This window comes from Candidatus Nitrospira nitrificans (genome assembly GCF_001458775.1).
Lineage (GTDB): Bacteria > Nitrospirota > Nitrospiria > Nitrospirales > Nitrospiraceae > Nitrospira_D > Nitrospira_D nitrificans.
Genome location: NZ_CZPZ01000005.1, coordinates 72,622 through 91,986, shown reverse-complemented (window position 1 = coordinate 91,986; position 19,365 = coordinate 72,622). Strand labels below are relative to the sequence as shown.

Below are 19,365 nucleotides of genomic sequence, written 5' to 3'. Positions count from 1 at the left end.
TGCGGCCAGTGTCGCTCAATTCTTTGCTGCGGGTGGCTCGCTTCCAATCTCCAATCAATGGAGGCACTTCATCGGTAGGCCGAAGCGCGATTACCCAAGCTGCACAGGGGTCATGACTGCCTTCCCGGATCTCAAAGTCTCTATGAATGATCTCGTCGAGAGACGCGAAAAAAATTATCTACCAGTGGACGCTGGAAGGCACCCATAGAACTGGGTAGAACTGGAAAACGCGTGCGCATCAGTGGAATCGAGGGTGGCGGATTGATAATGATGTCCTGATCGCCGAATCTCTCGGCAGCTTCGACTCGACTGACCTTGAGCGTCAAGTTGAGCATGGAATAGATCGCGAATGACCCATTGGATCTGGCGATCTATTTCCCGGCGAGGTGAATGATGATGTGGCCGACGACCATGGGGTAGCCAGATTGCCTTAGTTTTGCTGCTTGATGTTCTTTGCCTGTTCGGCTGTTTTCAGATTTGGATCGGCAGCATGGTTTCCACCTAAACTCGTGAGAACCGGCTGAGCGGCCGTAATCTTGTGTTCGACCGCCCGGGTCAGCCACCGGCGAGCCTGCTCCGTATTTCTTGTGACTCCGCGTCCATAGGCGTACATGACCCCGAGCACATACATCGCTTGGCCATTACCGGTTTCAGCCAGACGGTGGAGGCCGTGGGAAGCTTTCTTGTACCAACCGACGGCCTCCGGGGCTTGTCGCCCATCACGCTGTGCGTAGTAGCGTCCGAGGCGATACTGGGCAAAGGCATCGCCCTGTTCGGCGAGGCGAGCGTCGATGCCCTGGGAGGGGGGAGGTGTCGATGCCGGAGGACTTGCTGCTGGTTTTTCGTGATCCGGAAGCGCCAGGCTGTGATCAGGGCGCTCGGTGGTTGGACCGGAGGAGGGAGGCGTTGAGTCTTGCTTCTGATCCTCCTGGATGACGGGCCGATCAGGTTCAGGAGTTGGTGCCGGCTGGGAATTCTTGGGCTCGCCCAGGGCTTCAGCCTGTGAGATCGGCGTGAGACTGAATTCGTTCTGATGTGGCAGCGGTACTGATTGCGGTTGGCCGCAGTTTTCGGTGGAGCTGTTCGAGGGGTTCTGTCCGACGGCGGGTTGACAGGTCGCCTTGTCGTCGGAGGGTGGCCATACGGGTAGTATCGACGCACCCCAGACCAGGGCGATGATGAACAACGCCACATAAAGCAGCCGGCGCCTCAAGATTGTTCGATCGCTGGGAGGCACCAGGACGAGTCCAGGATAGCCTTTCTTGGCCATACCTTCTCCCGAAGGAATCCTTGGTCGGAGTATATCAGTGTGTCGAAACGCTGTCTCCCGCTCTATAGGATACTGAAAAAGTCCGTCGGCTTCGTTCTCGCGGGACACCGCCTCACCATCTCGGAGGCGTTCACAAACGCGCCGCGCTTTATTCAGCGCGGCGTGAATTTCCGAGGCTCAGCATACCACCGGGCAAGAGCTGCAAGCGCAGCTCGGGCGGGGTGGATAGGATAAGGTTATGTCTCGCTTCTTCGTTCGCTGCGGCCTTCCCGGACCTGCCTTTTTGAGCATCCTGCCTGACGCGTGTATATCAATTCGCCGCCACCCTATAGATAGCCCCTTGTCCTCCCTAACTTCAAGCTCTTATAGTACGGGGGATCGAGGGGTGTTTGTTACAAGGAAAGCGAGTGAACCATGCCGTCACCTGATCACGCCTTTGCAATTATGGAGATCAACGGTCCATTTCGTGAGCCGAGAGAGCAGGTGTTTTCCTACGACTATTCGATTCAGCGGTCCACCTGGGCCACGCCACATGGCGTGCGCGTGAAGGTCTCAATACCGGATGAACTCGAGGTGCTGAAGCGTCGTCTCGTAGGCATGGCTGTAGGCTCGCCGGGCCAGCAATTGATGATGAGCAACATTCTCTCCAAAACGATTGCGGGTTGGAAGATGCGGGTGGCTGAAGGGGAGGGCATGTTGATGGAACGGCGTGACATGCTGCTGGCGCCGTTTATCGGGCCGCTGGCCCATCTGTTTCCAAAGTTGGAGGCGTTGTTTGAAGCGGATCAATCGGCGATCAGGGAAGAAGTGAGGAAACGTGTCGGAATCTGACGCTCTGTGCCGGCCGATCCGTCAAAAGATTCTTCTGTAGTGTTTCGAATGGACACCTGATTCGTCCGCGAAACCAAGCGATCCCTTGTCCGGGCTGCCGGTATCATTCAAGTCGATACGATAGTGGCCACGAACGTGCTCCATGGCCGCCTCGAACGGAACGGAGTTCGGGTAGAGGGTGCCGGGGGCATGGGCTCCTCGCGACAGCGTCTGGATCGTACCCGCTTCCGCGAGTTGCTTGTCTGAAAAGATGAAGATGTCGGCGATGGCGTGATCACCGAGTTTGTGGCCGGGTGTGGTCGACGGGAGCTGTTCGCCGAGGGTGCCGTCCAGGCGCGCTTGTTTGAGGCGTTTCAAAAGGGCGACGATTTGACTATCCGTCGCTTGAGAAGGCACGACCAGGCCGAGGGTGTTCATTTCCAAGATGGTAGTTTGGACTTTGAACATGACAGAGGCGGCTTCCGGATCCTCGATGGCTGAGACATTGGGGCCCTCCGTGCCGGTCGCCTGTTTGTTCCGTGAACTGGGAACGAGGAGGGCGACGAACAACCAGAGCCCGACGAGGATGCCGAATACGACGAGCAGCGGATGGGCGCCGGCACGTTTTCCCTCTTCGTAAGGCCCTTGGTCCTTCGTCATGGGACCCGATCTCCGGCGCACGATGTGGTGTCCGGCCGAGGTTTTTGTAACCGTCGCTTGGCTTCATCCCACAGCTCGTCCATTTCGGCGAGCGTCATGTCTCTCAACGACCGGCCTTTCTCAGTGGCTTGTGCCTCGACCAGGTGAAAACGATCGATGAAACGGTTCGTGGCTCGGCGCAGCGCATCTTCGGGATTCGTTTTGAGAAAGCGAGCGAGGTTGACCAGTGAAAACAGAAGATCACCCAACTCGTTTTCGATCTCCTCGTTGAGATGGGGCCGATCGGCGTTCGATTCCGTCCCCGTCGGATTTGACGCCAGCGCCTCGCGCAGTTCACCGATTTCTTCAGCCACCTTTGCGAGGATCTGTTCCAAGCCCGCCTTGCTCTGCGGCCAATCGAAGCCGACTCGGGCTGCCCTGGCCTGTATCTGATACGCGCGCAACAATGCCGGCAAGATCTTCGGCACTCCGTCGAGGGCCGATTGTAGGTTGCCGGCGGCTTCTCGCTCCGCGCGTTTGATATCTTCCCATTGGGCCAAGACCTGTTCACTATTCGACACCTCTCCTGTCGGGTTGTCGGCATGGAATACGTGAGGATGCCTGCGGATCAGTTTCGTGGCGAGTGTTTCGATCACGTCTTCGACCGTAAAGGAGCCGGCCTCAGCGGCGATCTGGCTATGGAAGAGGACTTGGAGAAGCACATCTCCGAGTTCTTCACGAAGCTTTTCTTTGTCCCGTTGATCGATGGTCTCGAGGACTTCGTACGCTTCTTCGAGAAGGTACGGTTTCAGTGACTCGTGAGTCTGCTTCCGATCCCACGGACAACCGTTCTGGGCGCGGAGCGCCGCCATGATCTCAACGACTTTGGTAAATTGTTCCGACATCGGTGTCGTCGAGAAATTCAAAAAATTGGTGAAGTTTAGCTGCTGGTCGCCACTGTATACCGAGAACGGCTGCTGCTTCAATGGCGGCGACTCTTTATGATGGACTTTACGGTGAATCGGCAGAAAATGCGCCCGCGTTTGTTCGTGCGTTCGTCAGTAGAAGCAGGGCGGGTGTGGCGAACCTACAAGACTTTTTTCTGCGCTGTAGCAATCGCTCTTGGTGCTGCGCCCATTGCGGCAACCGCAGCCGATCCTCGACTCTGTGATCTCTTCTCGGCTCCGGAGATCACATCGATTACCGGCGTGGCGCCGGCAGGTGGCCAGCCTGGTCCCGATGTGGACGAATCTCGGGGGGCCACGGCGTGGACATGTGGATGGCTGGTAGGGAAGCGTTATTTTGCGGCGCGTGTGCTTCGTTTCCGTTCCGCCGCCGATGCAACTCGGGCCATGACGAGCACGTCGCAGATTCTTAAGAGTTTCCCGGATGGTATTCAGCTGTCCGCGGTGCCCGGACCTGGCGGGCAAGCCATGTGGGGATCTTCGTCTGAAGAAGGCGCCATGTGGATCGTGCGTACAGGGCGGACGGTTCTCGCTGTAATGCTTGCGGGCGAACTGAAGAGACCGGAAGACCTGCGCGAGGCACTTCGCAAGCTGGTAGCATCAGGCCTCGGAAGGCTACCGTAATGCGCGTGCCGCCTAACCCGATCATCTGACTGCATTGAAATGCTTGTCGACCTAGAACATCAGGGGCGGGTAGTGGGTCAGTTTGATTTGTTTATTGACCTGCTAAATTCCAAAACTGTTCCTTTGATATTCCCGCTTGGCCGATTATGCTCTTGATGTCTTGAGCTTTAACTTCTCCTCGATGACAATCCACAGTCACCTTGTACATATGACCATTGACAACTTTTTCCCATTGTTCATGGGAAGTACCAGAACGACAGGGCTGTTCTACAAATCCAAGTTCAGTAAGGATGCTGCGGACGACCCGACACGGGAGCGGTTTAAAAGGCACTAGAAGGCAGGGACAAATGGGAGTGGCATATTAAAGTCTTGTTTTGAGGCAAGGCTGCGATGAATCATTTTAAAACACTTAGCAAGATAATAACGAGCCCAGAAGTATGCCGGGGCTCGACGAGGAATAAGATCGGAAAAATAAACCGAATCTCTCTCATACGCTTCCTTTAAATAGCATGTAGTCAGTTTGTTAAGTTTGACCCTAACTTCTTCGAAGCTATCGCCACGAGCATAGAGATTCAGATCTAGACAAATGGCGAACCAAGTTCCGTCCGTGTCCTGCTCTGCATAGCAACGAAGGATGAGATCGTCTATTTTCATAGAAGGCAATTTCCCCCTCGCCATATAATAAATTATAGCTGGACGTAAATTCCAATTGAAAGCCTTCTAATGTTAGTTCGATCTATATGATTAAGCTAGCTAATTCCTGTAAACCCCACACATGATCGGCAATGCCTGACTGCATGGCTGGTGTTACCCGCAAGCTCTGATGAATGCGACAGAAGTTATAGTGCATGAAATGCAGGGCCACGGCATGGGCCTGATTCTCCAGCTTCTTGCTGAAGGCATTGGTTAGGCGAGTCATCCGGCGCATGCTCATTCGCATGGTCAGGTTTTGCCGTTCGACATAGCTGGTTGAGACATGGGTTATCTCGGGGTTGCCTGCAATCTTCAGTTTCCGAGTCCCACAGCATTCCGCCGGACTGTAGCGAGCCTGTCCTTCACGTGGAGGAGCCGCATAAATCTTTTCAAGCATGGCGTAGTCCACGTCTGCCCCAAATGCGCCTTCCACAGCTTGGAGATACGCCTTGTGCCCGTCCGTGGTGAGCTGGACCCGATGGGCCAAGCGCGAAGCCAGATCCGCAATAAACTTCTGTGCGTATTCCGCGCTTCGTCCCCCAACGAGATACGAAACAATCAGCTTTGTGTCGGCATCGATACCTACCCAGGTCCAGGTATCCCCAAATCCTAGTCTGCCCTTGTACTCCTCAGGGACGTTCTTCTCTTTGGCGTAGCAGAATGACCAAATCTCATCGCATTGAATGCGCTTGCATGGAAGGTTTCGCAACTTCTCATCCTGATACCGAGCACAAGCCCTACCAAGGTCAACGAGGAGCTTAAGAACAGTGCCTTTCGCAACATCAGTCATGCGGCACGTCGCACGAACGCTATTGCCTTCGACTAGTGCGGCGATTATTTGAACTCGTTTGGCTTGCGTCAGTTTGTTCATGGCTCCCTCCAAGCTATGGAGGTATAATACTTGAGCGCTCAAGCATAATGCAACAAAAAAATAATGAAGACATGCAATCGTCTATTTTCCTGGCTTTTTCACTGCCTTACGAGGGTTCACTTCCCCGGCATCCACGGCTAAATTAGTCATTTTATTTGTCTTCTGAATGCCTACCTCTGTAATAGGCACAATAACGCTAGGCAGTAAGGTAGAGTCATCAGGACCGGCGTTTGCGCCCTGAATGCCAAACTTAAAGTAAATGCTCCAAATACCCTCATGAATGTTCTGCTCCTTTAATAGAAGTGTAACGAGTTCCTTATAGTTGAAAGTGAATACTGTCGGTTCGGCCATTGTTATGTCCCTCCATGAAGAGCAAAGGGAAGCCGCTGAGGATCAGTGTCTGCCATCCGTCTGTGAGTAATGGTTACAGTTTCAGCCAAATTACCCGGTTTATACACCAGTGACTCCCAAGCCCGAGTCGGACAGGCAGGGTACTTAAGATTGGTTTCAAGAATTACCTCATAATTAACCGAAACACCTTCAACCCAATCAGAAGTTGCCTGCCAGAAATCTTTTGGCTTGCCAGCATTTTCCCAGCAAATCCTAAAGATGTCGGAATTGATCGGACCTCTCTCATTGTCACGATCTCCATCATCGTAAAGAACAACGCTGACCTTAAGCCCTAATGCCCGAGCGTATTTAACCATTGTCTCAAGTTTCAAATTCCCAGGGTTATTCAATTTCTGCGATACCGCGCTCTTTGTTACGCTCAGAGTCTCGGCTAAAGCCTTTTGCGAATCAATCTTGTTGTCCAATTGGAAAACAAAATCAGCTCCCACACGATAAATGAAGTCCGAAAGGCTTTTTTCGGTCCAATGGGCATTAGTGTTTTTCACTGAGAGGCCCTCCAGCATGGAAATATCTTTTAATATCTCTTTGAACACTTACGTCACACCTTTTGCTTTCACATACTTTCAGTGAATATTCATCGGTTTCCCATTTCCCTTTCGAGGCATAATTTACCAGAACACATTGGTGATAACGACTATTCATTGGATTTGGATGGCATAAAAACCCATAGAGTCTATGTTTATGGCCACGATGTTTGAACACGAAAATATTCGTATACTTGCCATTAAACTCGCTCTTGTCCCATCTATGGAAATACGCTTTGCGATTTTCGCTCCCATCAAGCCACAAATCAAAGATGGACTGGAACCATCGCTTGTCATTGTCCTTAAATCCATCAAATTCAATTCTAGCCGTTACTTCTTCATTATCTGGAAATATGAGGAACGCCAAACCTCGCCGACAGTCAGGCTTAGGATTGCGATGAAATTCTAATGAGCATTCGACCTTAATGGCCATAGTTATGGTCGGTGCATTTGTCAGTTTAGCCACAGCTAAACTATATGTCAAGAGAAACTATGACCGTTTCCAGCGAGAAACAGCCGCTTTCCTTGCTATTTCAGCCCTCTTCTTAGCCGAAAGTTTCTCGGCCCTCGCCTTCCCTCCCTTCAATCCTCCCAGGCGTCCTAGCGCGACAGCGGCAGGGTTCTTGGTGTGAACATCGACAGGCTCCCTCTTGACGGAGGTTGTCCCGGCAGGCTGGCCGGTGATCGCTTGCAGAATGTCGTGAGCGATAACGTTTAGATCTGTAGATGGTTTCTTTTTCTTCATGCCTCATCATACATGACCGCTTAAGCAGAGACAAGATCAAGGAAATTCAAACTGACCCACTACCCAGGGGCGTCACGGCTTGCGACCAAATAGACCCTATGGTAGGGTACCGACAAGATCTTGGAATCTGAGGGGAGAAAGGAACAATGGCAGAGGAGGAGCAAGGGTTTGTCGTTCGTGATCGGCGGGCAAGCGGAGGAGCCGAGTCTGCTCCGGCCGCATCGTCGCCTTCAAAACAGTCGACTTCCGCCGCTGCCTCGACGGAGCCGGCGCAAGCGCCTCCGGCACCTCCGGTCACGTTTTCGTCGTTTGTCATTTCATTAGGCTCGTCGTCGCTCATGCTCATGGGCGAGCAACTGGACCTGAATCAGGCACCGATACCCGTCAACCTGCCCCAAGCCAAGGAAATCATCGATCTGTTGTCTGTCTTGGAAGACAAGACGAAAGGCAATCTGACTCCTGATGAGCAGACGGTCCTGCGCGACATGCTCTATGCCCTTCGCATGAAGTATGTCACGCTGGCATCACCGAAGTAGTATCCCATCTTTCGGTTCTGCGTGCCGCCGGGTCTCCGGACACGGCGAGTTGTGCGGCAAGCTTTGAGACTGTCTTGTAAGTCGGCTATAGTGAGACAGGCTCCTGTTCCCCTGTGTTCCAAAGGGCGAATGAATGCCAGAACGTAATCATCCCACGGGCGCGTTCGAACCGGTCTCCGGAGGACTTCTTGAGGTGCAGCCCGTGGTGATCGATCGTCGCCGTCCGGCATCTGCCGACCATCCGAAGCAACACGAGCGAAAACCACCCCATCTTCGCCCAGTCTGGATCGTGCTGATCCTCCTGGTCCCCTGCGTCGTCCTCACGCTGTATTACTCACAAGTCGTGGCGCCGGGTTCCGAAGAGAACGGCTCCTTCTTGCCGACGACGAGCTACGCACTCGTGCTCCTCCTGGTCAATTTGGACCTGATCGGCTTCGTGGTGTTGGTGCTGTTGTTGTCCAGGAATCTGATCAAGGCCTATTTTGAACGCCGGCACCGTCTTGTTGGATCAGGATTCCGCACCAAGCTCATCGCGGCCTTTATCGGGTTCTCGTTGATCCCGACGCTGCTCCTGGCATTCGTCGCGAGCGGGCTGGTCAACAAGGCGGTCGATGTCTGGTTCAGTGAGCATATCGAAAAGGTGATGAAAGATTCGTATGAGGTAGCTCGCATGCAGCATGCGGGGCATGTCGCGCTCGCGGTGAACAGCGCGCGGGCGATTTCTCAAGAACTGTTCCGCGAAGACCTGTTGACTCCCGTCCAGCGGGATCTGTTGATCGCCGCAATGGCTCGGAAACGTATCGAATACGGCGTGGCCGGGATCGAAGTGTTTTCGAGCAAGATGGAGACCCTCACCAAGGCGCTTGATGGCGACATTCCGATCGGGGTGTTGAATCTGCCGATCAGTCAGCTGGTCCTACAAGTGATCAACGGCAAGCAGGAGTTTACCTCCGTCCAGGAGGCCCAGACGGGACGGTTAGTGCGCGCCGCCATTCCGGTGGCCTCAGGAAGCCGGCGCGGGGAGATCGAGGGGGTGGTGGTCGTGGAAACCTACGTCCCTGAATCCCTGTTGACCAAGATGGAGGGGATCGGTCGGCAATACACGGCGTATAAACAGATCAAGGCGATGAAAAATCCGATCAAAGCCGGGGCGTACCTGTTTGTGGCCGTCGTGGCGGTGTTGATTCTCTTCAGCGCGACGTGGTTCGGGTTCTATGTGGCGCGCGGCATCACCGTGCCGATTCAACGATTGGCGGAAGCGACCGAAGCCGTCGCGCAGGGTGATCTGTCGGTGCAGATCGATGCCAAGGCAACCGACGAAATCGGGACATTGATCGAGTCGTTCAACCGGATGACGCAGGATCTGCAGGGGAGCAAATCGAAGCTTGAGGAAGCCAACTTGACTCTGCGGAACACCAATGTCGAGTTGGATCGCCGACGTGCCTATATCGAAACAGTCGTCGACACGATCGCCGCCGGCCTGGTTTCGATCGATCGGAGCGGAACGATCACGACCTTCAACCCATCGGCCGAGCGCATTCTTGGGTTGGCCGCCGACCGGTTCAGAGGCCGCCCGGCCAATGAGGTATTCAAGGAGTTCGGCCTCGATTCGTTCCAGACCGCCTATGACCGGATGCTGGCCGATGATCGCGACGCGCTGGATTTGGAAGGACAGTTGGATATCCAAGGGAAGCTGATCACGATTGGGTTGAAAGGTTCCCGCATGCGCGATGAGGCGAACAAGGACTTGGGGTTTGTGTTGGTCTTTGAAGATCTGACGGAGTTGATCAAGGCGCAGAAAGTGGCCGCGTGGCAGGAAGTCGCGAAGCGCGTCGCGCATGAAATCAAGAATCCGCTCACGCCGATTCAACTGTCGGCTCAGCGACTGCGCAAGAAGTTCTTCGAGAAATCTCCCGACTTGGACCGGGTGTTCGACGACGCCACGAATGTCATCATCAACGAAGTCGGGAGCCTGAAGCAGATGCTGGAGGAATTTTCCAAATTCGCCCGCCTGCCTGTCCCGCAAATGACACGGCAATCCCTGCACGACGTGGTGCGAGAAGTGATCACGCTCTATCGCGAGGCGCAGAAGGATATTGAGCTTATCGTGGAGCTGGATGAGGATCTGCCGGCCATCAATTTCGATCGGGAACAACTGAGGCGTGTGTTCGTCAATCTGTTCGACAACGCGGTTCAAGCGATGAATCAAAAAGGTCGACTGTGGGTCGGAACGAAGTATGATACGAAACGCCGTCGCGCGGTCGTCGCCGTGGCGGATGAGGGGCCCGGCATTACGCCGGAGGATCAGGAGCGACTGTTTGTGCCGTATTTTACCCGTAAGAAGACGGGCACCGGATTGGGATTGGCCATCGTTCGCCGGATCATCACGGACCATGAGGGGCAGATCCAAGTCGGAAACAATCATCCGAAGGGCGCCGTATTTACGTTCGATTTGCCGGTGTAGCGTAGACCGGTGAGGAGCATGCGGTAAGAGAGGGGGGGTATGTCGGCATCGATTCTGGTGGTGGACGACGAAGAGGCGATTCGCACGTCCCTGCGAAGCATCCTGGAAGACGAAGGGTATGAGGTGTCGGTAGCCGCCAATGGAGTGGAGGCGTTGAAAATCTATGGGACCGATCCGCCGGATCTCATGATTCTGGACATTTGGATGCCGGAAATGGACGGACTGGAGACGCTGCGCCGGGTGAAAGAATTTGTGCCTACGACACAGGTCATGATGATCTCCGGGCATGGGTCCATCGAAACGGCCGTGAAAGCCATCAAGCTGGGCGCGTATGACTACATCGAGAAGCCGTTGTCGCTGGAGAACGTCACGTTCCGTGTCAAGCAGGCGTTGGAGCAGTTCCGGTTGGCGCAAGAGAACCGGTCGTTGCGGACCAAGGTTCAGCAAAAGTTCGAATTGGTCGGGCAGTCTCCGGCCATGCAGCGGCTACGGGAGCTCATCGAAACGGCCGGCCCTACGAACAGTCGGGTGTTGATCGGGGGCGAGAACGGAACGGGGAAGGAGTTGGTCGCTCGGGCCATTCATATGCACAGCACCAGATCGGACCATCCGTTCGTGGCCGTCAATTGCGCCGCCATCCCTGAGACATTGATCGAGAGCGAATTGTTCGGTCACGAAAAAGGTTCCTTCACCGGAGCCACATCCATGAAGCGCGGTCAGTTCGAGCAGGCCGACGGAGGCACGCTGTTTCTGGACGAAATCGGCGACATGAGCCTCAGTACGCAGGCGAAAGTGTTGCGGGCGTTACAAGAACAGCAGTTCACGCGGGTCGGCGGGACTAAATTGATGAAGGTCGATGTGCGGGTGCTGGCGGCCTCCAACAAAGATCTGGAAACGGAAATCGGCAAGGGACATTTTCGAGAAGATCTGTACTACCGTCTCAATGTGGTCCCGATTGTTGTGCCTCCCTTGCGGGAGCGGAGAGAAGATATTCCGGCGCTTGTGCGGCATTTCATGAAGACGCATGTCGAGGAGCAAGGGTTGCGGATGAAGGAGGTCTCGCCGGAGGCGATGGCCGTATTTCAGCAATACGAATGGCCGGGGAACATCCGGGAGTTGAGGAACTTGATCGAGCGGCTCATGATCATGGTGCCGGGATTTGTGATCGACGCCTCGCAGGCCGCCATGTCGCTGCAGGGCCGAACCGTCGGCGCGGTGCCGGCCGGTAATCAGGCGGCCAACCCATTGCTCACAAAACCCTACGACTCGCTTCGAGATGCCCGGAACGCTTTCGAGAAGGAATACATCAGTCGTAAACTTCGGGAGCATCATTGGAATATTTCACGGACTGCGGAAGATCTCAAAATCGAACGAAGTCACCTCCACCGGAAGATTAAATTGCTTGATGTGGAGATGCGTCCAGAAAGTTGAGGATCGCAGCGACAGGATCAACGCGCGGCGCATGTGGGGCAGACGAAATCCTGAAACTTCGTCCGGGGATGGCTCCGTACATACTCGTCGAGCGCGGCGTCGGACATATGCGCGGGATGGGATTTCTTGCACGACGGGCAGACAGGGATCAATTGCTGTAGCGTCGCCATGTCGCGCAAAGTACGATCGAGTTCGCTGATGACTTGTGTCAGTTCTTGTTCCCAGTGATTGCGTTCCTCCGTTTCCCGTTTGAGCTTGAGCGTCGCCTTGACTCTCGCCAGGAGTTCCACCCGTTCCACCGGTTTTCTAATATAGTCGGTTGCCCCGGCGTCGAAGGCGGCTTGCAAGAAGTCCCTTTGGTCCTTCGCCGTCACGATGATGATCGGAATCCCCGCAAATGCATCGATGGCTTTGATGCGACGACAGGCTTCGACCCCGTCCATGTCCGGCATCTTGATATCCATTAAAACGAGATCCGTCTTGACGCCGGTTTTGCCTGCATGATCAAGGTCCAAATGGGTGAAGACATCGCGAGCGGAGGAGACGGTGATCAAGTCCCGATACCCCGCAGTCTTCAACATGTGAAAGAGCAACAGCCGTTCATCGGGAGAGTCATCGACTATTAAGATCGCCACCAACCACTCCTTAGTCGGTTCGGTTGCCGGAAGATTGCGGAGATGTGACAAGTCTAGTATAGGGTGTATTACCAGCGCGGCAAGGAAAAAGCAGAAGGTCGGGGGGGCAATGGGAGTCTTGTCGAGTGGCCTCAGCCTGCCGCGTTGACCTCTGTCGGACCCTCCGCTAAGATGCGCCCGAGCCTATGCAAGGCTGAGTTTCAGTCTAACCTCAACCGTAGCCTTTCTGGACATCCATTCATGACGACCTATCGTGATGCCGGTGTGGATATCGATGCAGGCGATGAGTTCGTCGATCGCATCAAGCCGCTTGTTCGATCGACCTTTCGCCCCGAGGTTCTGACCGACTTAGGAGGCTTTGGCGGCCTCTTTGGTTTTCACGCCGGCAAATATAAGGAACCGGTGCTCGTATCCGGAACCGACGGGGTGGGGACCAAATTAAAGATCGCGTTCATGATGGACAAACACGACACCGTCGGGATCGATCTGGTGGCGATGTGTGTGAATGATATCGCCGTGAGCGGGGCGGAACCGCTGTTTTTCCTCGACTATTTCGCCACCGGAAAGTTATCCGTCTCGAAGGCTCAAGAAGTGGTGGCCGGTATTGCCGAAGGCTGCCGTCAAGCCGGCTGCGCGCTGATCGGGGGTGAAACCGCTGAAATGCCGTCATTCTATCCTGAGGGGGAGTACGATCTGGCTGGTTTCGCCGTCGGCGCGGTCGATCGCCCAAAGATGATCGATGGTCGGCACATCGTGCCGGGGGATGTAGTCATCGGCATGGCTGCATCGGGGCTTCATAGCAACGGCTACTCACTGGCCAGGCGGGTGCTGTTCGAGCAAGCCAAGCTGACGGTTGCCAGCCGTCTTTCTGAGCTTGAGGGGTCCGTCGGCGAGGTTCTCCTGACACCCACCAGAATTTATGCGAAGCAGATTTTGGCGCTCGTCGAACAATTTCCGATCAAAGGCATCGCCCACATTACCGGAGGGGGGATTACGGAAAATTTACCGCGCGTGTTTCCAAAGGGCGTGCGGGCGAAGATCGCTCGGACGGCCTGGTCGGCACCGCCGATCTTCGACGTCATGAGCCGGTTAGGACGGATCGAGCGTGAAGAGATGTATCGGGTGTTCAACATGGGCGTTGGGTTGATTCTCGTGGTCCCGCCCGATGCAGTCTCAGGAGTATTGGCTCGCGCCGCGGCGCTGGGAGACCGAGGCTGGCCGATCGGCGAAATCGTTTCCTCCACGGGGGAGGAGCCGGAGGTCGAGTATGTCGACTAGCCGAACGACTCCGTTGCGGGTGGCGGTATTGGCGTCCGGACGAGGCTCAAATCTACAGTCCGTCATCGATGCGATCGAAGCAGGGCAGGTGCAAGCGCGGATTGTCGCCGTCATCAGCAATAAGAAAGACGCGGTTGCATTGGAACGGGCGCGGAAGCACAGGCTGGCCGATATTTTCGTCGATCCGAAACCCTTTGCCGGACGACCGGATAGTCGTGAAGCGTACGATCGGTCACTATTGGAAATACTTCAACAACATGATGTCGAACTCGTCTTGCTCGCCGGTTACATGAAAATCGTCACGGCAGTGCTGGTCAATGCCTATGCCAACCGCATGATGAACATTCATCCCTCCCTGCTGCCGTCCTTTCCTGGATTGGACGTGCAGAAGAAGGCCATTGATTGGGGCTGCAAGTTGGCCGGATGTACGGTGCATTTTGTGACAGAAGGCGTGGATGAAGGGCCGATCATCATCCAAGCAGCTGTGCCGGTTCTGGACGATGACACACCCGAAACACTCGCCGCCAGAATCCTTATGCAAGAACACAAAATCTATCCCCGCGCTGTACAACTGTTTGCGGAACGACGACTTCGTGTCGACGGCCGTCGTGTGTTGATTGACGCTGCAAAGCCGGACGGCGAGGCGATCATCAGCGCAACATAGAACAACGCTGTTTTTTATAGGGTGGCGCTCTCGTTTGGTTTCAAGACTTCCCCAAGGCCTCTAAAAATCTATGTTCGAATATATCTTTTGCTGGTAAAGCAGTGTGGTAGGGAAGTGCTCAGCTTGGGTGAATGAGCTTATCACAGAGGCGATCCAGCAAAAGGGTGCCTTGATATACGGCCTGCCGTACCCCTGCATGGTGCAACAAAAAGATTGAGTCAGGATCAACTGGGGAACAGGAATCTGGTCTGCCCCTTCGGCTAAGGCTTTGTCCGCAGAGATAATAAGAGGAAGGAGCGAGGAGGGATCAGAAATAGGAAGAAAGCCCGGCATTGTATACTCCTTCAACACTGAGCAGCGATGGCCTGCACCGTCAATGGCGCATTGCCCTCTGTTCGATTGTTCACCAACACATAGATTCGTCGATTCTCACGAACTGCCTGCTTGATGAGATGCACAGTCTCATTCCGCATCCGAGGCAATACTTCCACGATCTTATTGTAGGGTGCCGCTCGTTTTACTGCTGCTTCGTGACTTATGTTGAGCGGCGTGAGTAGACGGATTACGGTGAACGGTGCTGTGAAACGTTCTTCCATCCGCATGTGCTGTTGCTGCAACGGTGGCATGTAGGACCAGTGATTGTAGACATGTCCCACGCCGTGACTCTCTAAGACCTTCCGGTAGCCCGGCCCGAGCAAGCCTGCATGGCGGATTTCGACCGCATATCGAAAATCATTCGGCAGCTGACCGAAGAACCGATCCAACCGTGAGCAGAACTCGTCGGTGGTCAGGCTGTGCCTTTGAAACTCAAAGATGAACGGCCCCAGGTGCGGCTCGAATTTGGCTTCACGGTATGGTGCCAGAACCAGATCGGTGAATAGCTTGGCGTCGAGAAAACGGAGATTTGGCTGTCCGGCCTTGATGCCGTAGCGAACGTGACTCGCAAAACCAGGAATGGTGATTTCCTCCCAGACCTTGAAACACATCTCGAAGTCTTCGGGAATCTGCTTGAGATAGTGGCTCAGTTGGTTCGTCGTGGGAGGGCGGTAGAAGGCGGAATCGTTGCCGACCGTGCGAAAGAGCGGTTCGCCGTTGTAGAGATATTGACAATACTCTCCTAGACATTCCCTCGCAAAAGTCGTCTTGGCGTACTGCCGCTGATAAATCTGACCTTGCCAGCCCTCATAGGTCCATGTGGATGTGCCGAATCGAATCAAGGGCGAGAGAGGCATGGGTCGCGATTGTACTGGAGAAGGACCTGATGAAACCAGCGTTCTCCTATCTGAGGTCCAACTGAACCTATGCTCTCACCACTCTTTGAACGTAAACGGGCAGGGTGATCATTCCTTGCCCGTCGTACAGTCCATGAACGTAGATATGTGTACCCTATTTGACTTCAGTCAGGTGGGTGAGGGCAGTTTCGGCATGCTGCGTGGCGACGTCGGCGTGGCCCGCCTTGCCATGTTCAATGGCTTCGTTCAGGTGCGTAATCGCTTCGTTCAAATGGGGGTTTTTGCCTCCCCTCTCGGCATAGTTCCGCGACTTTTCCGCATGGGTCACAAGCGCATCGGCATGACCCTGCTTGCCATGATCCACTGCTTCCTTCGCGTGCGCGACGGCGTCCTTCACGTTACCGGCTGGGGATGGCTGAGCGTTCAACATAGGCACACCAGCGAACGTTGCGAGCGCAACTATAACGATACCGCGGTAGAGTGTACTGGTCATCTTTGCCTCCCTTGTGGTTAGAATTGACTGTCTGACAGAAACACACTAATTAAACGCGCCTCGTCGTGGTTCACTTCTTTGTGGTCACTGGAGCGAGACTGTGAGTGAGGATGGTGTTTGGTGGAGGGCAGGGGAGTTGAACCCCCGACCCCTACGTTGCGAACGTAGTGCTCTCCCAACTGAGCTAGCCCCCCACCCGTGGAACATCGGGACCGCGACCTCTGAATCCCGCAGGGTTTGCTGCACATGAGCGTGCAGTCCTGTTGCTGCGGTCGAAGAACGGGGAGGAATATAGAGTCGCGTTTCCCGTGGTGCATTATACACAACCCGTTACTGAGTCTCCACCAGTACTTGATCGCGCAAGAACGAATAATGACATCCCCATAGAGGGGCATTTCGGTACGCCTCCGATTTCTTGAACATGGTTATGGAGATATGGGATCTGGGTTGGTTGCTGAGGTCGCTTGCGCTATTCTTCAGCGATAGATAACGACCACACGTTTGAGGAAGTGTTCCAGCTGTGCGATCTGCTGTTCGATCGTTGAGCCATCCTCTAGTTTTGCCGCGCGTTCCATCGCGTCTCCGATTTCAGTAATTCGATCGAACCCGAATCCGCCTCCATCGCCTTTCATCCGATGGCCTAGAGTCTGAACGGTCCTGAAGTCTTGCGTGCTCAGCGCGTTTCGAAGGGTCCGGACATCCTTCATCCGGTTTTCCAAGAAGGTCGGGACAATATTTTCCAAGTCACGACTAATTTCCACCGCGAGTTGGCCTGTTGGTTCGGGCTGTGAGCCGTGCATCGCTAGACGATGTGCTCCTTGTAGGCTCGAAGCACTTCCAGTAACGTGGATTTCTTTACAGGCTTTGTGAGATGCGCGTTGCAGCCTGCGTCAAAGATGCGGGCCCCTTCTTCCTTGAGAGCCAATGCGGTGAGGGCGATGATCGGCGTGGGAGGGAGGTCATGATCCCGTTCCCATGAGCGGATGGCCTTTGTCGCGGCATAGCCATCCATCACGGGCATTTGCACATCCATCAGGATGACGTCGTAATGAGCGGATTTGAATTTATCCAGCGCGATGGCGCCATGTTCAGCCACGTCGAGGAAATAGTCGGTCGGCGTTAAGTATGCTCGGACGAGCAGTTGGTTGTCCGGGGAATCTTCAACCAACAATACGCGCAAGGGCCGTGTCGAAGCCGTCGACGGTGGCGCTGTGACTTCACCCGTCGGCGGCATTCCTTTTGTTCGGCCGAGGGCGATCCCGATTGTTTGGGAGAGGTCGGACCGTCGGATGGGTTTAATCAGATACCCACCGAGCCCGAGATCATACGTCCGTGCGATATCGTCCGCCCAATGATGAGAAGTCAGCATGATGACGGTCGGGCAAGGTCCGTTGGGTTGGGACTTCAGCTGTTCCACAACATGAAAGCCGCTCATCTCAGGCATGCGGCAGTCGAGGAGCAAGAGCTCGTATGCCTGTCCTCGTTCGAATGCACTGCGGATCTCGTCCAACGCGGTCATCCCGTCGCTCGCTTCCGTAACCTGAGCTCCCCAGCCATTCAGGAGTTCACGGAGGATGAGCCGGTTGGTGGGATGGTCGTCCGCGACCAGAACTCTGATTCCCGCAAGATGAATCGGCGGTGCCGATTGCTGATGGGGTGGTTCTGTCTGAGTCTGAAAGAGGACGGAACAGTGGAAGGTGCTTCCCGCTCCCACAATACTGTCGGCCCAGATCCGTCCGTTCATATGTTCGGCAAGGCGTTTGGTGATTGCGAGGCCGAGGCCCGTCCCTCCGTACTGCCTGGTCGTTGACGCATGGGCTTGCGTGAAATTGTCGAAGATCGAGACAAGTTTGTCGGATGGGATTCCGATTCCGGTGTCGGTTATGGAAAACCGAACAGCACCCGTCGTGTTCCGAGCGGAATCGTTGGTGACATGAACGACAACGGAGCCGCTCTCGGTAAATTTAAGGGCGTTACCGATAAGATTGATCAATATCTGCGTCAGCCGCGTCGGGTCACCGACTAAATGACACGGCACATTCCGATCCACATGACAGGCAAGCTCCAACCCCTTCTCGTTGGCTCGCATCGCCAATATATCGATGGCCTTGTCGATCACGTCGTGTAGGTCGAATCGAATGGACTCCAACTCCAGACGGCCGGCTTCGACTTTCGAGAGATCTAAAATATCGTTGATCAGATTCAAGAGTGTGCCACCGGCGCGTCGGAAGATCCGTAGGTACTTCCGTTGGTCCGGTGTGAGCGGGGTATCCCAGAGGAGATCAGCCATGCCGACGATGGCATTCATGGGAGTGCGGATCTCATGACTCATGCCGGCGAGGAAGTCACTCTTGGCGCGATTGGCCACTTCGGCGGCTTCCTTGGCGACCCGGAGGGCTTGTTCGACTTCCCGCCGTTCAGCTGCTTCCAACGCAAGAGACGCCATGGTTGAGAGGAGGGTGACGAGATGTTCCTCATGTCGACTCCACCGCCGAGGTGCGCCGATGGACTCGGCGCAGAGTGCGCCTACGAGTTTCCCATTGTGTCTGATCGGTGCGCTCAGCATGGCCTCGACACGGAAGCGGGACAGGTACACCGGCGCCGGTTTCTTGAACCGTGGATCGTGGGACACATCGCGAACCGCAATGGCGCGATGTGAGCGCGCCAGCGACCGGAGATAGGCAGGACAGTGTGAGAATTGAAGCGGGAGGGTTGGGCCGGAATGGTGCCGTCCGGATGCGCACACGTCGATCAGTTCAATGGCAGCGCGTTCTTTGGTAAGCAGCCAGACGCTGGCGCGTTTCACGTGCAACAACCTGCAGCACGCCTCTGAAATGGCGTGAAAGACACGGGAACTGTCGCCGCTGTTCAACGCGTCACTCTGTGCTAGCTTGCGGAGTGCATCATGGTACTGTTTGACCAGTGTGGTCGCACGCCGCTCGCGTGAGGGGGGTATTCGTGTGGAGGGTTTCCGTTCACGGGAACTGGAGGTTCGTTTGATTGTGGAAGGAGGACGCCGAGCGGAGTTCATGGCTGCCGCGACTGGTTCTTGATATTCTCCACCTGTGTGGCGTGGCATG

General features: G+C 55.0%; 21 protein-coding genes and 1 tRNA gene. 8 read left to right on the top strand and 14 right to left on the bottom strand.

Annotated features, from left to right (window positions below):
- Positions 1–430: 430 nt before the first annotated feature.
- Entirely contained in the window at positions 431–1,270 is an 840-nt protein-coding gene (locus COMA2_RS04765; protein ID WP_090895151.1) for a tetratricopeptide repeat protein, read from the bottom strand.
- A gap of 414 nt (positions 1,271–1,684) precedes the next feature.
- Between COMA2_RS04765 and COMA2_RS04760 the strand changes: the two genes are divergently transcribed.
- Positions 1,685–2,101, top strand: a complete 417-nt coding sequence (locus tag COMA2_RS04760) for a hypothetical protein (protein ID WP_090895149.1) — start codon at positions 1,685–1,687, stop codon at positions 2,099–2,101.
- Between the two features lie 21 nt (positions 2,102–2,122).
- Here the strand turns inward: COMA2_RS04760 and COMA2_RS04755 are convergent, their stop codons facing one another.
- Together COMA2_RS04755 and mazG are read right to left on the bottom strand one after the other, a co-directional pair.
- Positions 2,123–2,740, bottom strand: a complete 618-nt coding sequence (locus COMA2_RS04755; protein ID WP_090895148.1) for a hypothetical protein — start codon at positions 2,738–2,740, stop codon at positions 2,123–2,125.
- Positions 2,737–3,624, bottom strand: a complete 888-nt coding sequence (mazG, locus tag COMA2_RS04750) for a nucleoside triphosphate pyrophosphohydrolase (protein ID WP_090895217.1) — start codon at positions 3,622–3,624, stop codon at positions 2,737–2,739. The genes COMA2_RS04755 and mazG overlap by 4 nt, the downstream gene beginning before the upstream one ends.
- 96 nt (positions 3,625–3,720) lie before the next feature.
- On the opposite strand from mazG, the gene COMA2_RS04745 reads away from it, so the two are divergent.
- On the top strand, positions 3,721–4,308 hold the full coding sequence (locus COMA2_RS04745) for a hypothetical protein (protein WP_090895145.1): 588 nt from the start codon (positions 3,721–3,723) through the stop codon (positions 4,306–4,308).
- A 91-nt stretch (positions 4,309–4,399) separates the two neighbouring features.
- Here COMA2_RS04745 and COMA2_RS21245 read toward each other — a convergent pair whose 3' ends face one another.
- The 4 genes from COMA2_RS21245 to COMA2_RS04720 all read right to left on the bottom strand — a co-directional run bounded on the left by COMA2_RS21245 (position 4,400) and on the right by COMA2_RS04720 (position 6,816).
- Entirely contained in the window at positions 4,400–4,639 is a 240-nt protein-coding gene (locus tag COMA2_RS21245) for a type II toxin-antitoxin system HicA family toxin (protein WP_175304398.1), read from the bottom strand.
- Between the two features lie 405 nt (positions 4,640–5,044).
- Positions 5,045–5,872 (bottom strand): IS1 family transposase, encoded by an 828-nt coding sequence (locus COMA2_RS04730; protein WP_090895139.1) that lies wholly within the window; start codon positions 5,870–5,872, stop codon positions 5,045–5,047.
- 81 nt (positions 5,873–5,953) lie between these two features.
- A complete protein-coding gene (locus COMA2_RS04725) occupies positions 5,954–6,223 on the bottom strand; it encodes a hypothetical protein (protein ID WP_090895137.1) in 270 nt (89 codons plus the stop codon).
- A 2-nt stretch (positions 6,224–6,225) separates the two neighbouring features.
- On the bottom strand, positions 6,226–6,816 hold the full coding sequence (locus COMA2_RS04720; RefSeq protein ID WP_139077077.1) for a helix-turn-helix transcriptional regulator: 591 nt from the start codon (positions 6,814–6,816) through the stop codon (positions 6,226–6,228).
- Between the two features lie 148 nt (positions 6,817–6,964).
- Between COMA2_RS04720 and COMA2_RS04715 the strand changes: the two genes are divergently transcribed.
- The gene (locus tag COMA2_RS04715) at positions 6,965–7,216 is read left to right on the top strand and encodes a hypothetical protein (protein WP_139077075.1); all 252 of its coding nucleotides are present in this window, start codon (positions 6,965–6,967) and stop codon (positions 7,214–7,216) included.
- A gap of 81 nt (positions 7,217–7,297) precedes the next feature.
- On the opposite strand, the gene COMA2_RS04710 is transcribed toward COMA2_RS04715, so the two are convergent.
- Entirely contained in the window at positions 7,298–7,552 is a 255-nt protein-coding gene (locus COMA2_RS04710; RefSeq protein WP_090895132.1) for a hypothetical protein, read from the bottom strand.
- Between the two features lie 146 nt (positions 7,553–7,698).
- Here COMA2_RS04710 and COMA2_RS04705 point away from each other — a divergent pair, with 146 nt between their 5' ends.
- The 3 genes from COMA2_RS04705 (at position 7,699) to COMA2_RS04695 (ending at position 11,983) form a co-directional block, all read left to right on the top strand.
- The gene (locus COMA2_RS04705) at positions 7,699–8,088 is read left to right on the top strand and encodes a DUF1844 domain-containing protein (protein ID WP_090895130.1); all 390 of its coding nucleotides are present in this window, start codon (positions 7,699–7,701) and stop codon (positions 8,086–8,088) included.
- A 133-nt stretch (positions 8,089–8,221) separates the two neighbouring features.
- Positions 8,222–10,552, top strand: coding sequence for a sensor histidine kinase (locus COMA2_RS04700; protein ID WP_090895129.1), 2,331 nt, complete (start codon positions 8,222–8,224; stop codon positions 10,550–10,552).
- Between the two features lie 39 nt (positions 10,553–10,591).
- Positions 10,592–11,983 carry a sigma-54-dependent transcriptional regulator gene (locus tag COMA2_RS04695; protein ID WP_090895127.1) on the top strand — a complete coding sequence of 464 codons (1,392 nt, stop codon included), beginning with the start codon at positions 10,592–10,594 and terminating at the stop codon, positions 11,981–11,983.
- Positions 11,984–12,000: 17 nt separating this feature from the next.
- On the opposite strand, the gene COMA2_RS04690 is transcribed toward COMA2_RS04695, so the two are convergent.
- Positions 12,001–12,618 (bottom strand): response regulator, encoded by a 618-nt coding sequence (locus tag COMA2_RS04690; RefSeq protein ID WP_175304397.1) that lies wholly within the window; start codon positions 12,616–12,618, stop codon positions 12,001–12,003.
- 240 nt (positions 12,619–12,858) lie between these two features.
- Here COMA2_RS04690 and purM point away from each other — a divergent pair, with 240 nt between their 5' ends.
- Both purM and purN read left to right on the top strand, forming a co-directional pair.
- On the top strand, positions 12,859–13,896 hold the full coding sequence (gene purM, locus COMA2_RS04685; protein WP_090895123.1) for a phosphoribosylformylglycinamidine cyclo-ligase: 1,038 nt from the start codon (positions 12,859–12,861) through the stop codon (positions 13,894–13,896).
- Complete coding sequence (gene purN, locus COMA2_RS04680; protein WP_090895121.1) at positions 13,886–14,560, top strand: phosphoribosylglycinamide formyltransferase; 675 nt, start codon at positions 13,886–13,888, stop codon at positions 14,558–14,560. Before purM ends, purN begins: the two co-directional genes overlap by 11 nt.
- A gap of 344 nt (positions 14,561–14,904) precedes the next feature.
- Here the strand turns inward: purN and COMA2_RS04670 are convergent, their stop codons facing one another.
- From COMA2_RS04670 to COMA2_RS04650, 5 genes are all read right to left on the bottom strand, one after another.
- Positions 14,905–15,792, bottom strand: coding sequence for a DUF72 domain-containing protein (locus tag COMA2_RS04670; RefSeq protein WP_090895117.1), 888 nt, complete (start codon positions 15,790–15,792; stop codon positions 14,905–14,907).
- 154 nt (positions 15,793–15,946) lie between these two features.
- The gene (gene smbP / locus COMA2_RS04665) at positions 15,947–16,285 is read right to left on the bottom strand and encodes a small metal-binding protein SmbP (RefSeq protein WP_090895114.1); all 339 of its coding nucleotides are present in this window, start codon (positions 16,283–16,285) and stop codon (positions 15,947–15,949) included.
- Between the two features lie 118 nt (positions 16,286–16,403).
- Positions 16,404–16,479: transfer RNA gene (locus COMA2_RS04660), tRNA-Ala, on the bottom strand.
- 282 nt (positions 16,480–16,761) lie between these two features.
- Entirely contained in the window at positions 16,762–17,085 is a 324-nt protein-coding gene (locus COMA2_RS04655) for an Hpt domain-containing protein (RefSeq protein WP_090895112.1), read from the bottom strand.
- A gap of 2 nt (positions 17,086–17,087) precedes the next feature.
- Positions 17,088–19,316: a response regulator gene (locus COMA2_RS04650; protein WP_281176429.1), complete on the bottom strand. Its 2,229-nt coding sequence runs from the start codon at positions 19,314–19,316 to the stop codon at positions 17,088–17,090.
- Between the last annotated feature and the right edge of the window lie 49 nt (positions 19,317–19,365).

Excerpts from the sequence above, each read along its gene's own strand:
- COMA2_RS04765 (WP_090895151.1), bottom strand. The coding sequence starts at position 1,270 with ATGGCCAAGAAAGGCTATCCTGGACTCGTCCTGGTGCCTCCCAGCGAT.
- COMA2_RS04760 (WP_090895149.1), top strand. The coding sequence starts at position 1,685 with ATGCCGTCACCTGATCACGCCTTTGCAATTATGGAGATCAACGGTCCA.
- COMA2_RS04755 (WP_090895148.1), bottom strand. The coding sequence starts at position 2,740 with ATGACGAAGGACCAAGGGCCTTACGAAGAGGGAAAACGTGCCGGCGCC.
- mazG (WP_090895217.1), bottom strand. The coding sequence starts at position 3,624 with ATGTCGGAACAATTTACCAAAGTCGTTGAGATCATGGCGGCGCTCCGC.
- COMA2_RS04745 (WP_090895145.1), top strand. The coding sequence starts at position 3,721 with ATGATGGACTTTACGGTGAATCGGCAGAAAATGCGCCCGCGTTTGTTC.
- COMA2_RS04730 (WP_090895139.1), bottom strand. The coding sequence starts at position 5,872 with ATGAACAAACTGACGCAAGCCAAACGAGTTCAAATAATCGCCGCACTA.
- COMA2_RS04725 (WP_090895137.1), bottom strand. The coding sequence starts at position 6,223 with ATGGCCGAACCGACAGTATTCACTTTCAACTATAAGGAACTCGTTACA.
- COMA2_RS04715 (WP_139077075.1), top strand. The coding sequence starts at position 6,965 with ATGGCCACGATGTTTGAACACGAAAATATTCGTATACTTGCCATTAAA.
- COMA2_RS04710 (WP_090895132.1), bottom strand. The coding sequence starts at position 7,552 with ATGAAGAAAAAGAAACCATCTACAGATCTAAACGTTATCGCTCACGAC.
- COMA2_RS04705 (WP_090895130.1), top strand. The coding sequence starts at position 7,699 with ATGGCAGAGGAGGAGCAAGGGTTTGTCGTTCGTGATCGGCGGGCAAGC.
- COMA2_RS04700 (WP_090895129.1), top strand. The coding sequence starts at position 8,222 with ATGCCAGAACGTAATCATCCCACGGGCGCGTTCGAACCGGTCTCCGGA.
- COMA2_RS04695 (WP_090895127.1), top strand. The coding sequence starts at position 10,592 with ATGTCGGCATCGATTCTGGTGGTGGACGACGAAGAGGCGATTCGCACG.
- purM (WP_090895123.1), top strand. The coding sequence starts at position 12,859 with ATGACGACCTATCGTGATGCCGGTGTGGATATCGATGCAGGCGATGAG.
- purN (WP_090895121.1), top strand. The coding sequence starts at position 13,886 with ATGTCGACTAGCCGAACGACTCCGTTGCGGGTGGCGGTATTGGCGTCC.
- COMA2_RS04670 (WP_090895117.1), bottom strand. The coding sequence starts at position 15,792 with ATGCCTCTCTCGCCCTTGATTCGATTCGGCACATCCACATGGACCTAT.
- smbP (WP_090895114.1), bottom strand. The coding sequence starts at position 16,285 with ATGACCAGTACACTCTACCGCGGTATCGTTATAGTTGCGCTCGCAACG.
- COMA2_RS04655 (WP_090895112.1), bottom strand. The coding sequence starts at position 17,085 with ATGCACGGCTCACAGCCCGAACCAACAGGCCAACTCGCGGTGGAAATT.
- COMA2_RS04650 (WP_281176429.1), bottom strand. The coding sequence starts at position 19,316 with ATGAACTCCGCTCGGCGTCCTCCTTCCACAATCAAACGAACCTCCAGT.